The sequence below is a fragment of the Halorientalis brevis genome, from assembly GCF_042678165.1.
Lineage (GTDB): Archaea > Halobacteriota > Halobacteria > Halobacteriales > Haloarculaceae > Halorientalis > Halorientalis brevis.
Genome location: NZ_JBHUDJ010000006.1, coordinates 76,564 through 90,891 on the forward strand (window position 1 = coordinate 76,564; position 14,328 = coordinate 90,891).

At 65.4% G+C, this 14,328-nt stretch carries 19 protein-coding genes; 10 read left to right on the plus strand and 9 right to left on the minus strand.

Going from position 1 to position 14,328, the window contains the following annotated elements; all coding sequences use genetic code 11:
- The 3 genes from ACFR9U_RS12115 to ACFR9U_RS12125 all read left to right on the plus strand — a co-directional run.
- A partial coding sequence (locus ACFR9U_RS12115) for a hypothetical protein (RefSeq protein WP_379814406.1) occupies positions 1-280 on the plus strand: 280 nt, incomplete at its 5' end.
- A gap of 374 nt (positions 281-654) precedes the next feature.
- The gene (locus ACFR9U_RS12120; protein WP_247380741.1) at positions 655-804 is read left to right on the plus strand and encodes a DUF7512 family protein; all 150 of its coding nucleotides are present in this window, start codon (positions 655-657) and stop codon (positions 802-804) included.
- 8 nt (positions 805-812) lie between these two features.
- A complete protein-coding gene (locus tag ACFR9U_RS12125; protein ID WP_247380930.1) occupies positions 813-1,823 on the plus strand; it encodes a sulfite exporter TauE/SafE family protein in 1,011 nt (336 codons plus the stop codon).
- A gap of 15 nt (positions 1,824-1,838) precedes the next feature.
- Here ACFR9U_RS12125 and ACFR9U_RS12130 read toward each other — a convergent pair whose 3' ends face one another.
- Positions 1,839-2,903 carry a CNNM domain-containing protein gene (locus ACFR9U_RS12130; protein WP_247380740.1) on the minus strand — a complete coding sequence of 355 codons (1,065 nt, stop codon included), beginning with the start codon at positions 2,901-2,903 and terminating at the stop codon, positions 1,839-1,841.
- Between the two features lie 148 nt (positions 2,904-3,051).
- Here ACFR9U_RS12130 and ACFR9U_RS12135 point away from each other — a divergent pair, with 148 nt between their 5' ends.
- Complete coding sequence (locus ACFR9U_RS12135) at positions 3,052-3,825, plus strand: histidinol-phosphatase HisJ family protein (RefSeq protein WP_247380739.1); 774 nt, start codon at positions 3,052-3,054, stop codon at positions 3,823-3,825.
- A 31-nt stretch (positions 3,826-3,856) separates the two neighbouring features.
- Here ACFR9U_RS12135 and ACFR9U_RS12140 read toward each other — a convergent pair whose 3' ends face one another.
- From ACFR9U_RS12140 to ACFR9U_RS12160, 5 genes are all read right to left on the minus strand, one after another.
- Positions 3,857-4,255, minus strand: coding sequence for a transcriptional regulator (locus ACFR9U_RS12140; protein ID WP_247380738.1), 399 nt, complete (start codon positions 4,253-4,255; stop codon positions 3,857-3,859).
- Positions 4,256-4,492: 237 nt separating this feature from the next.
- On the minus strand, positions 4,493-5,161 hold the full coding sequence (npdG, locus tag ACFR9U_RS12145) for an NADPH-dependent F420 reductase (protein ID WP_247380737.1): 669 nt from the start codon (positions 5,159-5,161) through the stop codon (positions 4,493-4,495).
- A gap of 59 nt (positions 5,162-5,220) precedes the next feature.
- Positions 5,221-5,625: a hypothetical protein gene (locus tag ACFR9U_RS12150; protein ID WP_247380736.1), complete on the minus strand. Its 405-nt coding sequence runs from the start codon at positions 5,623-5,625 to the stop codon at positions 5,221-5,223.
- Positions 5,626-5,679: 54 nt separating this feature from the next.
- The gene (locus ACFR9U_RS12155; protein ID WP_247380735.1) at positions 5,680-6,552 is read right to left on the minus strand and encodes a TIGR01548 family HAD-type hydrolase; all 873 of its coding nucleotides are present in this window, start codon (positions 6,550-6,552) and stop codon (positions 5,680-5,682) included.
- A gap of 59 nt (positions 6,553-6,611) precedes the next feature.
- Entirely contained in the window at positions 6,612-7,013 is a 402-nt protein-coding gene (locus tag ACFR9U_RS12160; protein ID WP_247380734.1) for a UPF0146 family protein, read from the minus strand.
- Positions 7,014-7,052: 39 nt separating this feature from the next.
- Here ACFR9U_RS12160 and ACFR9U_RS12165 point away from each other — a divergent pair, with 39 nt between their 5' ends.
- Positions 7,053-7,574, plus strand: coding sequence for an archaemetzincin family Zn-dependent metalloprotease (locus tag ACFR9U_RS12165; protein WP_247380732.1), 522 nt, complete (start codon positions 7,053-7,055; stop codon positions 7,572-7,574).
- Between the two features lie 96 nt (positions 7,575-7,670).
- Here ACFR9U_RS12165 and ACFR9U_RS12170 read toward each other — a convergent pair whose 3' ends face one another.
- Positions 7,671-7,937, minus strand: a complete 267-nt coding sequence (locus ACFR9U_RS12170; protein WP_247380730.1) for a thioredoxin family protein — start codon at positions 7,935-7,937, stop codon at positions 7,671-7,673.
- Between the two features lie 119 nt (positions 7,938-8,056).
- Here ACFR9U_RS12170 and ACFR9U_RS12175 point away from each other — a divergent pair, with 119 nt between their 5' ends.
- Genes ACFR9U_RS12175 through ACFR9U_RS12185 form a run of 3 tightly spaced genes read left to right on the plus strand, consistent with a single transcriptional unit; the run spans position 8,057 to position 10,087 of the window.
- Positions 8,057-8,215: a preprotein translocase subunit Sec61beta gene (locus ACFR9U_RS12175; protein WP_247380729.1), complete on the plus strand. Its 159-nt coding sequence runs from the start codon at positions 8,057-8,059 to the stop codon at positions 8,213-8,215.
- Positions 8,216-8,264: 49 nt separating this feature from the next.
- Complete coding sequence (locus ACFR9U_RS12180; RefSeq protein WP_247380727.1) at positions 8,265-8,639, plus strand: DUF7532 family protein; 375 nt, start codon at positions 8,265-8,267, stop codon at positions 8,637-8,639.
- Positions 8,636-10,087: a ribonuclease FAU-1 family protein gene (locus tag ACFR9U_RS12185; protein ID WP_247380724.1), complete on the plus strand. Its 1,452-nt coding sequence runs from the start codon at positions 8,636-8,638 to the stop codon at positions 10,085-10,087. Before ACFR9U_RS12180 ends, ACFR9U_RS12185 begins: the two co-directional genes overlap by 4 nt.
- On the opposite strand, the gene ACFR9U_RS12190 is transcribed toward ACFR9U_RS12185, so the two are convergent.
- A complete protein-coding gene (locus ACFR9U_RS12190; RefSeq protein ID WP_247380723.1) occupies positions 10,084-11,472 on the minus strand; it encodes an LVIVD repeat-containing protein in 1,389 nt (462 codons plus the stop codon). The genes ACFR9U_RS12185 and ACFR9U_RS12190 overlap by 4 nt on opposite strands.
- Before the next feature lie 91 nt (positions 11,473-11,563).
- On the opposite strand from ACFR9U_RS12190, the gene ACFR9U_RS12195 reads away from it, so the two are divergent.
- Positions 11,564-11,974 carry a hypothetical protein gene (locus ACFR9U_RS12195; protein WP_247380721.1) on the plus strand — a complete coding sequence of 137 codons (411 nt, stop codon included), beginning with the start codon at positions 11,564-11,566 and terminating at the stop codon, positions 11,972-11,974.
- On the opposite strand, the gene ACFR9U_RS12200 is transcribed toward ACFR9U_RS12195, so the two are convergent.
- Entirely contained in the window at positions 11,975-12,595 is a 621-nt protein-coding gene (locus ACFR9U_RS12200) for a TetR/AcrR family transcriptional regulator (RefSeq protein ID WP_247380719.1), read from the minus strand. It abuts the gene before it with no gap.
- 310 nt (positions 12,596-12,905) lie between these two features.
- Here ACFR9U_RS12200 and ACFR9U_RS12205 point away from each other — a divergent pair, with 310 nt between their 5' ends.
- Positions 12,906-14,318, plus strand: coding sequence for a COG1361 S-layer family protein (locus ACFR9U_RS12205; RefSeq protein WP_247380718.1), 1,413 nt, complete (start codon positions 12,906-12,908; stop codon positions 14,316-14,318).
- The last annotated feature ends 10 nt before the right edge of the window (positions 14,319-14,328 follow it).

Below are 14,328 nucleotides of genomic sequence, written 5' to 3' on the forward strand. Positions count from 1 at the left end.
AGACTCGCTTTGCTCGTCTTCTGAGCCATTCGCTCGTTCCCTGCGGTCACTCACGAAGACACCGGACGCGCCGTCGGCGCGTCCGGCTTTTTTTAGCGTAGCTTTTCCGAGGAGGGGTTCCCACAGGCTGCCTGCGGCAGCCGAGGAAACCCCGACGAGAAAAAGGTACGACATCACGTTCCGCCGCGACGAGCGGACCAAGCGCCCGCGCGTCAACAAGCCGGGCAGCCAGCTCGATCGCGAACAGAAGAAAAACGGCGAGTACTACTACTCAGCGTAACCCCGTTTTCCACTGTCTTCCCGCCCGACACCGACGTTCGAGCGGTGCCGCCGGCGCGCGTTCAGTCCAACGACGAGTGACGGCAGCGAGTGATTCGTTCCTGTCACAAGAGCGCGGTCGGCAGCGCGCGCGAGTGGTCGTGTAGAGTTTTGACACAGGTTCGAATTTATAACCCCTCGGCTATTCGCGGCAGAACCCCCGACATCACCCCCACGTTCGAAAACCGATAAGTTATGGATATTATCCGTGACGTGATTCCAAACCTACGGATATTCTATCTTGCGCACTACCCACAATACTATTATAGGGGGATAGCTTGAGATTCGGTTGTCAATGAACGCAACGCGAACACGCGGGTACGTGGTGGTTGACCGATGTTAGGACTCGAATCGCTCGGCCCGGCGGGACAGGCGATCCAGAACGTCGGCGCCGTCCTCCTGGAAGCGATGGTACTGTACGTGGTCTACGGCGCGGTCACGACGGCAGTGTCCGGGAAGCTCAAGAAATTCCTCGGAGGAAGCTGACAGTGGCGATGGAACTGTTCGGCATCGCGGCGACGCAACTCGGCCTGTTCGTCGGGTTCGGCCTGCTCATCGGAACGCTCTTTGGCTTCTTCGGGATGGGTGGATCGTTCCTGGTGACGCCAGCGCTGCTGGTCATGGGATACGACTCGACGACCGCGGTCGGGTCCGGCCTGGCGTTCGTCTTCGGGACCTCCGTCATCGCAGCGCTCCGGCACCGCGATCACGGCCAGGTCGACTACAAGCTCGGGCTGATGTTCATCGTGGGCATGACCGCCGGCATCGAGGTCGGGAAGGAGATCGTCTATCTCTTGAAGGGGCTGGGCTTCGCCGACCTCGTGGTGAGCCTCTCGTACATCGGCCTGCTGGCGACCGTCGGCCTGTTCATGCTCCGTGACGCACGGACGGAGGACACGGGCGAAAGCGGCGAAGACCCAGCGATCGCACAGAAACTCCAGGCGTTCGAGATTCCGCCGATGGTGACCATCAAGGGCGGGACGCAGGTATCGCTGTGGCTGGCGCTGGCCATGGCGCTCGTCATCGGCGTCCTCTCGGGCTTTCTCGGGGTCGGCGGCGGCTTCCTGCTCATGCCCGCGATGATGTACGGGCTGGGCGTCCCCGCCGCCGTCGCGGTCGGGACCGACGTGTTCCAGATCACCGCCTCGGGCGCGTTCGGCGCCTTCACCTACGGGATGTCCGGCGCCGTCGACCTCTCGATCGTCCTGCCGCTGCTCGCCGGAAGCGCGATGGGTGCCCGCATCGGTGCTGGTGCGACCGCCCTCGTGGACGAAGACGAGATCACGGGCTACTTCGCGGCGATGTTGCTGGCGGGTGCGGCCGCCGTCGCCAGCAAGAACCTCGGCAACACGTACAACATGGAGATCCTGAACCAGATCAGCATGGCGCTGATCTTCGGCGCCGCGCTCCTGGTCAGCAGCGCGATCATCTGGGCCAGCATCAAAAGCATCCGCGAACAGACCGACGGAGGCGAGCAGAACGACACGTCGACCGCCGCCGACTGAGTTCGGTCGCTTTTCTCACGCTTCTAAGCCGTATTCGACGTCCAGCGGGTCCTGCATGTCGCCCATCACGGCTTCGAGCGCGTCGGTCGCCGTGAGCGAGCCGACGACCTCGCCGTCCGCGAAGACGAGCGCGAGTTCCTGCCGCTCGGCCTGGAACTGGTCGATGGCGTCGCTGATAGTCGTGTCCGCGGCCATAGTCATCGGCGGTGCCGCGATCTCCTCGAACGTCGTGTCGCCGGCCCGGAGCCGATCGATCGCGTCGATCACCTTCGGAGCGTACACGATGCCCCGGAAGTCCTCCACGTCCTCACTGACGAGCGGGAACCGGGTGTGCGGACTCGATCCGATACGGTCGAGGTTCTCGTCGACGGACGCGTCGGTCGAGAGGAAGACCACGTTCTCGGCATCGGTCATGACGGCGCTGATCGGTTCCTCGCCGATGCGGAAGGCGTTGCGGATCTCCTCGCGGCGTTCCTCGGGAAGTTCTCCCTGTTCGAGGAGGTAATCCAGGCGCTTGCGCAGATCAGCGCGGGTTTCGATCACGTCCGTCTCGGTTTCGAGCCACGCGCCGGTCATCTCGACGCCGAACAGCTTGAGCGTCCACTTGGCGACGCCGTCGCCGATCTTGATGGCCGGCGAGACGAGCCACGCGAACCAGTACAGCGGCGTCGCGCCGTAGCGGGCGACGAACTTCGTCCGCTCGACGCCGAGGTACGTCGGCGTCTGCTCGCCGTGGGTCAGGTGGAGGAGGTTGATGATGAGGAAGGCGATGAGCCCGCCGGCCCCCACGGACGCGAGCGTCGTGTCGCGGAAGACCGGCTCGAACAGCGCCGCCAGCGCCGGTTCGGCGACGATCCCCACCGCGATCGAGGAGGCGGTGATCCCCACCTGACAGCTCGTCAGATAGATTTCGAGGTCCTGGGTCATCTGCCAGGCGCGGCGCAGTCCCGGCTCGTCGAACTCGGCTTTCGGGTACTGGCGAACGCGCGTCAGCGCGAACTCGATGGCGACGAAAAAGCCGTTGGCCAGGATCAACAGCAGCCCCGCACCCAGCCGAATCCAGAGTTCGAGGGAGTTCATATGGAACCGTTCGTGCCACTGACCTGATATACGTGCTGGTCCCGGGTCCTGAGCGACTCGCCCGAACGCGGCCAGCGCCCGTGACACATCGACGTCTGAAACGCAACAACCAGTTATCCGGTCCGCGGGCGAACACTGCCCCCACGAGATGGACCGGGATTACCACGTCCATTCGACGTACTCCGACGGCCGCTTTCTGTTCCAGATGGTCCGAGCAGCCGCCGAAGCAGACCTCGACGGGGTCGGCATCGCGGATCACTGCAGCGTCTCAGATCGCGAGGAGATCCAGGAACAGAAACACCTGCTGGGGTTCAATCTCGATCAGACCTACGAGCGGCGACGAGAGGCCATCGAACGGCTCCGCGAGGAGACGGACATCGCCATCTACGACGGGGTAGAGATGGATTATCACCCAGCGGAGGAGGGCCAGATCCGGTCGTTCCTCGACCGAGCTGGGTTCCAGTACGCCATCGGCAGCGTGCACCACCTCGAAGGCGTCAACGTCCACGTCGAGCGGTACTTCGAACGGCAAAGCGACGCCGACTGCGAGGCGCTGGTCGAGCAGTATTTCGATCAGCTCGTCGCCCTCGTCGAGTCCGAACTGTTCGACATCGCGGCCCACATCGACCTGATCGAGCGCAATCCGGCCCTGCGAGGATACGCCACCGAGAGCCAGTACCGCCGGGTCGCCGAAGCGTTCACCGACTCGCGGACGATCCCCGAGTTGAACGCCGGCCGTGCGCTCGGCGAGTACGGCGAGTTCCATCCCAGTCCCGAGTTTCTCGACGTGCTCGCGGAGTACGAGGTCCCGGTTACTGTCGGGACTGACGCACACAAACCGGGCGAGGTCGGCGAGCGCGTCCGGCACCTCGAACGCTATCTCGATCGGCGGAACATCCAGCCGGTAACGGTCGAGTTCTGAACGGTGGTCAAGTCGATCAGATCGTGCCTCGTTATTCGTCGTCGGATTCGTCGTCCCGATACGGATCGAGGAGTTCGTCCAGCAGCATACAGCGCGGGTCAGTCGACGGATAGTTCGTGTCGATGTACTCCTCGGCGGTGTCGAGTTCGCCCCGAATGGCGAACTGACGGACCCGAGCGGCCGTCTGGTAGAACTGATCGTCCGCCTCGGTGGTCCCTTCGGCTTCGCTGATGAGCGTCGTGCTCGGCAGCACCTGCTCGCGGAGTTCGTCGAAATCGAGCATCTCCGGTTCGTAATCGGCGACCTCCGAGAGCACGAGTTCGACGGCGAAGCGCTGGAACTCCGACTTGCTGGAAAACGACTCCTCCGAGACCATCTCTTCGACCCGGTCCATTACCGTCTCGGAGAATCGAACTGTCGACTTGACCATGTGTAACACACTACTCGCGTGGTTCCATGTAAGAATATCCCTTCGAACGACACGTGACAGGGACTCGATACCGGGTCTCCGTCCGATCACTGGGAGTTCGTCTCGGACCAGCGAGCGATTCCAGGCGTCCGAAAATCACGGCTGATACCTGCAGACTGCGAGTCGAGGTCGCACGAAGCGAGCGACGCTGGCGCGACCACAGCGGTCAAAGCGGGGAGACCCGGCGGCGGCGACCAGTCAGCGGAACTCGACGCCCAGGTCGTGCATCCCGTCGTTGTACTTGGCGACGTTGATGAGCAGCGGCGTGATGGCCTCGATCTCGGCGGCGTTGGCGAGCGGGCCGCCGTCGACGGGGCGCAGTCCCTCGATGTCACCGGCGAGTTCGCTGACGAAATCGACCGCGTCCTCGTCGTCGCCGACGACGACCGTGTCGATGCCCAGGTCGGCGTCGAGATTCGCCAGACGCGCGGCCGGGAGGTTGTGGAAGGCACCGACCACCGGCACGTCGTCGGGCGCGGCCCCCGCGGCGAGTTCCGTGACGCTGCCGGCGCCGGGCCGGTTGTAATGGAAGCCGTCTTCGTCGCGTTTCATCCCCACGGCGGGGCTGACGAAGATCGTGTTCTCGTCGACCTCGTCGGCGACGGCCTCGATGGTGTCTGCGAGGTGGTACGCGGGGACGGCGAGGACGACCACGTCGGCTCTGGCCGCGGCCTCGTCGTTTGCCAGGCCGGCGATGTCGACGTCGACGCCGCGGCTGTCGAGTTCGGTTTCGTACTCGTCGGCCTTGGCCGCGGCGCGGTCGGCCTCGCGCGACCCGACGATGACGTCGTGGTCGGTGTCGTAGGCCCACCGGAGCGCCAGTCCTTCGCCGATGTCGCCAGTCCCGCCCAGGAGTGCGATTCGCATATCCTACAGTTCGGCGTCTGCACGTTAAGCGTTGTGCGAGCGGCCGACGTTGCCGGTCTTCACTTCGTGATCGCCGTCGCGTAGTCACCGGTCGAGCCGATGCGAATAGCCAGCCACGACACCAGCCCGAACGGCACCAGGAACACCAGTCCACGCGCCGTGATCGCAGTGACGCCCGCCGTCGGAACGGGAACGAGCGCCGCGGCGAGGACGCTCGTCAGCGTGACGATGACGAGATACGGGAGGGGAACCCACGAGCGCTCCTCGTGGTTCGCCACGTCGTCGGCGTCGAGGACCAGATACACCACCGGCACGACGATCAGCAAGAGGGGTGCCGCGACGGCCAGTTGGGTGCGAGGGTTCGGCGGCGCGACGGCGGCCGCCCCGGCGAACGCGAGAAAGACCCCGAAGCCGAGCGCCCACGCCAGCACTGCGGGGTTGACGACCACCGGCTCGCGGTTCATACGAGCCATAGGCGACGCGAGGAACCTGTCAGTTTCGGTGGTTCACCGGCCGTCTCAAGAGGAGTCGAGCACGCTGGGCAGATCGTTGACCGAATCGAGCACCAGCGAGGCGCCCGCGCGCTCGTACTTCTCGCGTCCCGATTCGCCGGTGAGTCCGCCCGTCAGCACGCCGATGCCGTGGTACGACCGGTCGGGGTCGGCGTCCGCCGCGTTGACTGCCGTCCGGACGTCGTCGAGCGTGTCGCCGGTGAACGTCACCGTCTCGGCGTCCAGTCGGTCGGCCAGCGTCGTCAGCGCGCGTGGATGGGGTTTGCCCTCTTCCCAGTCGTCCATGGTGAACCGGTGGTCGTCGGGGACGTCCAGGCCGACCCGGTCGAGCGCGATGTCGGCTTCGGCAGCGGGGCGACCCGTGAGGACGCCGACCGCGAACGCGTCAGTGAGCCGGTTCACGGTCTCGGGGTCGATCAGCACCGGTTCGTCGTTGATGAACCCCGACGCGTCGAGGTCCGGGTCGCCGCCTTCGAGGTCGCGGTACAGGTCGCTACCGAGGTACAGTTGCTGGAAGACGTCCCGGAGTCGCTCGGTGTCCCAGGCGTCGTAGATCCGCTCGCGCTCGGCCGGTCCGACGGCGTCGACGACGACCGTCTCGGCGGCCGAGAGTCCGCCGCCGGTCGCGGCGATCATGTCGGTAAAGCCCTCGACGTCGCGGTCGAACCCGTACTGACGGGCGAGCACGAACAGCGCCGCCGCGTACGTCAGTTCCCAGTCGTTGTTGAACCCGCCGGCGTCCTTGAACTGCTGGATGTCGGCCCGGCTGATGGTGTCACTGTAGACCTGCTCGATCGATTCGACGATGGCCCGGCGGTACGAGTCGGCGACGTCGACGAGCACCCCGTCGATGTCGAGCACGACCGCATCTGCCTGCATGGACGGGCAAAGGAACTGGGGGTTGAAAACCGCTTCTGGTCTGTCGAGCGCCGATGGCGTCACTCGGGACCGGTGTCGTCGGCCACGAACAGCGTCCCGACCGGGAGCGTCTCCCGGCGGACGGGGACCAGCGGTTGCTCGCCACCGAGCGTGGTAAAGAGGAAGGCAGCGCCGTGCTCACGGGCGAGTTCGAGCGTCGGGCGGTGGAGTTCCGGCGGGAGATTGCGCGCGTAGATGGCGTCGGCGTCGGCGTACACGTCGGCCGCCGGCTCGGTGACGTCGTCGCGGACGAACCGGACGCCGTCCGGGACGGACTGATCGTAGACGTCAGTGGCGACGACCGAGCAGCCGCGGTCGGCGAGCGCGGCGGCGACGTCGGGCCGGTTGCCGACGCCGATTTCGACGAGGGCGTCGAAGGGAGCCAGTCGAGCGACGAGTGCGTCGTTACGAGAAGCGGACACGGCGGGATGTTTATGGGTGGTCCCACCATAGGCGTTGGCATGCACGTCGACATCGTGCCGGTCGGAGACGTCCCCGCAATGGTCAAACGGGAAGCCTCCGCCGGGCTGCGGACTGTCTACGACTGTGACGTGACGGTCCACGACGCCCAGCCCGTCCCCGACGGGTCCTACGATGCTAATCGCGACCAGTTCCGTGCCGAGGAGTTCATCGAACTCGCGAGCCGCACCGGCTCGGGGGAGAAGAACATCGCGATTACGCCGAAGGACCTGTTCTACCGCCGGCGCAACTACGTATTCGGGCTGGCGTATCTCGACGGGAACGGGAGCGTCATCTCCACGTATCGCTTACAGACGTCCTCCGACGGCGGGTTCTCAAACCGGTCGGCCGGCGACATCTTCTCGGATCGCGTCCGGAAGGAAGTCGTCCACGAGATCGGTCACACCCTCGGCCTGGAGCACTGCGACAACAAGCGCTGTGTGATGAACTTCTCGCCGACCGTGCGCGAAGTCGACGTCAAAGAAGAGAACCTCTGTGGGTCCTGCGCGCAGCTCGTGCTGTAACCGTCCCGTCTCGTTTTTCACCCGTCTAGTAGCCGCCCGGCCGCCGTCGAGTCCAGTCGCTCAGGCGGTGGCGAACGCCGGAAAACGGACGCCCGGTCAGGCGCTGGCTTTTTCGAGCGCTGCTTCGAGGTCGTCGGCCTGCGTGACGCCGACGAAGCGATCGACGATGCCGTCGTCGTTCTCGACGATGAGCGTCGGCAGGGAACGTACCTGGTACTCGTTGGCCACGTCCTGTTCCTCGTCGACGTTGACTTTCTCGAACTCGACCGACTCCCACTCGTCTTCCAGTTCATCGAGGATGGGGTCCTGCGTCTTACAGGGACCGCACCAGTCCGCGTAGAAATCCTTGAGCGTGACTGTCATTGGCCTACGCGGAACGTTGTCCAGCGGTCCCGATAAGGGTTTCCACTGTGGAGATATCGTCGGGATTCTCGAGCGCGCAAGGCGAAAAGCTTAGGCACCGGGGACGGCGATGGATCAGTATGAGTAGTCAAGACGGTGGCGGCCTGATGTCGAGTGCCGGGCTCGTCCGATACTTCGACGCCGAGGATCGGAACGCGATTCGGATCGACCCACGAACGGTCGTGGCGTTCGGTGGTCTGTTCGGGATCGGCGTTCAGATCCTGAACCTGATAATGTAGGCAGCCCGTTTTCGCGACGTTTTCAAGCGTTCGTTTCGTAGCCGCGCGTATGCATTTCGACCAGCGGACACAACAGGCGCTCCGCGAGGCCGGCCTCGACACCGACGAGATCGAGGCTGCCTCGGCGTCTGTCGTCGACGCCACGCAAGAAACGGCCGCGGAACTCGAAGCGTTCTTCGACGATCTCGACGCCGTTCACTCCGACATGGACATGGCCCACAGCAGCAGCGACGTCGTCGAGCACACCGTCGAGTACGTCGACCTCTACACCCACGGCGCCGACCTCCGCGGGTACCTCAAGTTCGACGGCTGGGGCGTCTACGTCGAGGACGGCCGCGTCCTCACCGACGACACCGTGGAGCTGACGCTCGGACCGACGGTCCACGACCGCGTGAAGTTCACCACCGACCCCGACGCGCTATGAACGTCCGCGTCCGCGGCATCTACAGCACCGCACTGACCGGCCTGCTCGCCGATCACGCCGACCTCTCGGTGGTCCAGCCCTCGCCGGCGATCGACGACCGGTTCGAAAGCGAGTTCGAACTCGTGCCGGCGGACGCGGCCGTCGAGACCACTGACGACCGCCAGGGCGTCGGCGTCACCGGCGACGGGGACGCGGTCGGCAGCGTCGGGGCGCTCCTCGCGGACGTAGGCCTGGACACGTTCGTCTGGACGGACCCGCTCCCGCGCGACGCGGTGTTCAACGGCGTGGTCCGGGAAACGCTGGGCAGCGGTGCCGTCGTCGACCTCGGCGACGGCGTCGGGCCGACCCCGCAGACTGGGGCGGCGTCGGTCGCCGCCAGCAACGGCGAGGGGTTCCTCCCGTTCAACAATTCACCGGACCACGTGACCGAGGGAGACCGCGTCCGCGTGCAGGTTCGCGAGCCCGCCGCCCCGTGGGGATCGGACCGGCCGCTGCTGGACGCGGACGTCAAACTCCCCGGAACGCTGGCCGGCCTGGTCCGGGGCGGGCGGCAGCGAACCGGGACTGGCCCCGCAGACATCGTCGATCTCATCGGCAGCGACCCGCTGGACGGCTGGGCCGTCCGCTGGGGGCGACTGGCCGACGACGCGGAGTTCAGTGCGCTCGACGACGCGCTGGCAGCGACGAACGCGAGGGCCGAGCGCATCGACGACGCGCTCGCGGAGGCGCCCGATCCCGACGACGAGGCCCCGGCCTGTCTCTGGGACGGCGCGGCGACGCTGTGGTGCTGGTTCGGCCGCGACGCGCGCTTCGCGCTCGACGAGGAGCGAGCCGCGAGCGTCCCGACCATGCCCGGCCACCACCGCATCAAGGCCGGCGACGACAGCGCCAGCGCGGCCGTCGACTTCGCGGAGGCGATCTGTGGCGACGTCGACGGGGACGGGGAGTCGAACTTCCCGTTCGACGTGGTGACCCGACAGTTCGGCCCGCGCGCCGACGACAGCGTCGAGATCGGCCACGGCAAACCCGACGGGAGGTACATCAGCCTCGGCCGGGGCGACGTGGCCGAGTTCGATCCCGCGGGAACGCTCACGTTGCGTCGGGAACTCACGCCCGGCGGCACCCTCGACGCGCTCGGCGTGGACATCGAAGCCGGCGACGTCGCGGTGACGAAGTTCAAGGAGGGGCGCTGGTGGTACGCGACGGTGTACCGCGACGCCGACAACGAGCGGAAGGGAACGTACGTCAACGTCTGTACGCCCGTCGAAGTGTTCCCCTCGACCGTCCGCTACGTCGACCTCCACGTCGACGTGGTCAAACACGGCGACGGCACGGTCGAGCGCGTGGACGACGACGAACTCGACGCGGCCGTCGACGCCGGACACGTCGCCGCGGACCTGGCCGAGAAAGCACGCGGCGTCGCCGCAGCCGTCGAGAACGCCCTCTAGCGGCGACGCCGCCAGGCCTCGATCCCGAGCCCGGCGAGTGCCGCGGTGACGTCGAACCCGGGACCGCTGGCGTCGGTCGTCGATCCTGCTCCTGTCCCCGTCCCTGTTTCTGTGGCCGTCTCGTTGCCCCGGAGAGACGCTGCGGCCGCGTCGGGGATCGGGAAGGTGTAGAGGCGATCCGTGATGGTGACGTCCTGTCGGCGATCGATCCCGCTGGGTGCGACGATGGCCTCGGTAGCGACCTGCGCGTTCCAGAAACTCGCCGCCTCCGAGTCGCGCCACGCGGCGACCTCGGTGGGACTCGCGGGGTCGCTCACGTCGAACACCTTGATCCCGCCCTGGTACCAGGACGTGTAGAGGTGGTCGCCGGCGAACTGGAAGTTGTGTGAGGTGGTCCACTCGCCGCTGTATCGGGGGTCCGACGACGGGGGCGGCGCGATGGTCGAGAGCCGACTGGGCGCCGTCGGGTCCGAGACGTCCCAGAGTTCGACCCCGCCCGGGCCGCCGCGGCCGTCGCCCTGTTCTGCGTCCCAGGATTCGATGCCGATACCGAGCACGGACGCGTCCTCGTCGACGGCCACGTAGTGGTCGTTGCCCGGCGGCTGGAGGGCTTCGAGGCCGCTCTGGGCCTGCCCCAGCGACGCCAGGGCGTCGGCCGACCGACCGCGGACCTGGGAGAGCAGCGAGGGAGAGCGCGGGTCCGAGACGTCGACGATCCAGGTACCGGCGTCCCAGTGTGCGAGATACGCTCTGTCGTCCTGCACGTAGACGTCGTGGACCGGCCACAGGCCGGGCCAGACGTCGCCCCACCGCTTCGACCGGTCGAAGAGCGACCAGGACCCGACCTGCGTCGGCTCGTCGCCGACTTCGACGAGCGTGAGACCGTTGCGCTGGTAGCGGTTGGCCGAAAGGTAGGCGACGCCGTCCGCGAAATAGCAATTGTGAATCGGATAGCTGGTCTCGTGGACGCCGAGTCGCTGCGGGTCGGCAGGATCGGACACGTCGTAGAAGATCGCGGCGTTGAGGGCGTTCTGTTTCGGGTTCGCCGGACCGACGACGACGAGTCGGTCGCCGTCGACCTTGGCGTCGTAGATCTGGGACAGTGGACCGGACGCGCGATCGGCGAGGAGGTTCCGTCGGTCGGCGAGGACGGTCGGGTTCGCCGGGTCGGCGACGTCGATCGTGGCGAAGCCGTCCGTCGCAGCCGCGTAGACGGTCGTCCCGTCGGGACCGACGACTGCCTCTTTGATGCCGTCGACCGCGACGGTACCGAGCGGGGCGAACGCGTCAGCCGTCGGTCGAGAGCGAGTGGAGGGCGCTCCGATCGCGACGCCGGAGCCGAGCGAGACGCCGACGGACGCAGATACGAACTGGCGGCGGCGCATACAGCGTAGTCGGTCGTGGCGCACCTATGGATTGTGGTCGGCCACGCCGTGCCGCGTCAGGTACAAACCCGCCAGTGTGCTAGACGGAGACATGGACGAAGACGAGCAGACGGACGCGGCCGCGGCCCTGACTGAACAGGAACGCGAGGCCCTCCACCAGGTCGAACTGGGACTCGAGTGGTTACAGCGGGCACACGGACACCTGATCGAGTTCCACCACAACACGGGGCACGCGATGGACCACCTGGCCGATGCAGAGACGATGCTCCGGGAGTGTGGGTACGAGGAGCTGGCGAACGCGCTCCGGGACCAGTACCTCCCCCGGGGCGTCATCGACGAGGACCGCTGGTCCTACGACGTGCTGGAGTGTTTCCAGGAGGACATTCTCGCAGACATCCGGACGTTCGAGACGGAAACGCGCGAGGCCGTCGCGGACGGCCAGCGTCACGTCGCAGAGCGGACCCAGAAGTGGGAGTGGCGAGAGCGGGCCAGGCGGGACTGATCAGGCGTCGATCTCGACGTCGTCAGTGACCAGCCGACTTCGGACGTAGGCGTCTAGCTCCTGGCGGACGACGTCGACGTCCACGTCGTCGATCGTCGCCTGCCGGAGGATCGCCCCGTCGATCACCGTCAGCAGCATCTCGGCGGTTCGGTCGGGATCGACGTCACGGAACGTTCCCTCGTCGATGCCGTTCCTGACGATCTCGGCCAGTTTCGACTGGATGAACTCCTCGTTGGCCGTGAACTGGCGCCGGTACGTTTCGTCGGTCGCCGCCTGGGCGCGCAGTTCCAGCACCGCGCGCAGGAAATCGGGTTCCTCGAACAGTTCGCCGAACGCGTGACGGAACGCGGACATGAGCTGATCGTAGGCGTTCCCCGACTCCTGGATGGGAACGTCGGCCTCCATCTGTTCGAGCATGAACCCGAGGAAATCGACGAGCAGCGCGTCCTTGCTGTCGTAGTGGTGATAGAGGAGCGACTTGCTCTTGTTGAACTCGTCGCTGATGCGCTGGATCGTCAGGTCCGCGTAGCCGTGTTTCGCGAGCGCCGCGTACGTCGCCTGCATGATGGCCTCGCGAGTACTCGTCGGCTCGTCGTCGAACAGCTCCATCGGCGGGGCCATTGTTGACTGAATATTCAATCACCCACAAATAACCTTTCGCATCACCGGACGTCCTGTACCTAAGTGGAAAGTTTTTTGTATTGAATGAACGTTCAATCAGAGCAAGTAGCTGAATGAACGTTCAATCAAAATCATGAGGGGTTCACAGATCGCGGTCGCACTGGTAGTCGTATCGTTGCTCGTGCCGACGTCGGTAGTAGCGTCGGTCAACGGGAGTCCAGAGTTCAAAGTCTCAGTTCCGAACGAAAAATTAACGCCAGACGAGAGTACGGACCTGACGGTCAAACTGACAAATCAAGGACAGCTCCAGGTGAGTTCGACCAGGAATCCCAGTCTGAACAACGAAGTGACGACTGCACGGGGTGTGGAAGTGGAACTGAAATCCAATGGGGCACCGATCAAAGTCCGAGACAACGCACAGACGAAGGCCCAGATAGCCAAGGGAACGTCGGCACCGTTCGATTTCGGGGTGACAGTCGCAGAGGACGCCGAGCCGGGGACCTACGAGATGGAAGTCGTCGTCGAGTACAAACACGCCATGACGGTCGGGGAACTCGAGGGCGGAGTAAACGAGAAAACGACGAAGCGACACTTCGACGTGGAAGTCGAGATCGAGGACAGAGCACGCTTCGAGATCGTCGACACTGAGACCAACGTCCGGGTCGGATCGTCGGGGACCGTGGACATGACGATGGAGAACGTCGGCACCGAGGCGGCCAGCGACACCACGGTCGCGATGCAATCGCCCAACGGTGACCTTACCTTCGGGAACGGAGCGAGTTCGGCAACGCGATACAAAGGCACCTGGCGGCCCGGCGAGCAAAAGACCGTCTCGTATCAGGTCAGAGCCTCTGAAGACGCCAAAGAACAGAGTTACGCCTTCACGGCAACCACTGAATTCGAGGACACCGACGGAGTGAACTATCAGTCCGACCCGCTCAAACTGGGCGTGACCCCGCTGCCGGAGATGGAGTTCTCCCTCAGCAACGTCTCGAGCGACCTCCAGGTGGGGGAAGAGCGGACGTTACGGGGAACAGTTACGAACGACGGGGAAACCGTCGCTCGCGACGTCGTCATGCGACTTACGACGGAAAACGAGAACGTCAATCCGACCGAACGAGAGTACTCAGTCGGCAATCTCGAACCCGGCGAGTCCGCGAACTTCGACTTCGCGGTCGAGATCAGCGACGGGGCCGAATCCGGCCCGCGACAGTTCTCCTTCGTCGCGGAGTACCGTGATAGCGATGACGAGATCAGAAAGAGCGACTCCCTGACGACGCGCCAGAAGGTCGGCGAGAAAACCGACACCTTCGACGTCGACGTCAAGAAGGGGAGCCTCTCGAACGGCCAGACCGCGAACCTCGAGGTCGTCGTGACCAACACCGCGAGCGAGACGATGACGGACATCTCGGCGAAGTTGTTCGCCGACGACCCGATCTCGGCCGGTGACTCCGAGGCGTACATCGACGAGTTGCAACCCGGGAACTCGACGACGATCTCGTTCACCGTCTCCGCCAGCGGCGCGATCGCGAAGGACTACCCGGTCTCGATGGACTTCCAGTACGACGACGAAGACGGCGACACGTTCGTCTCGGACACGTACCGGGAGCCGGTGACTGTCACCGAGAAACAGGGCGGCGGAAGCGGCGGCTTCCCGCTCGTGATCGTCGGGATCGGCGTCGCGGCGGTCGTCGGCATCGGCGGCTACTTCCGGTTCCGGTAACCCGCGGAGA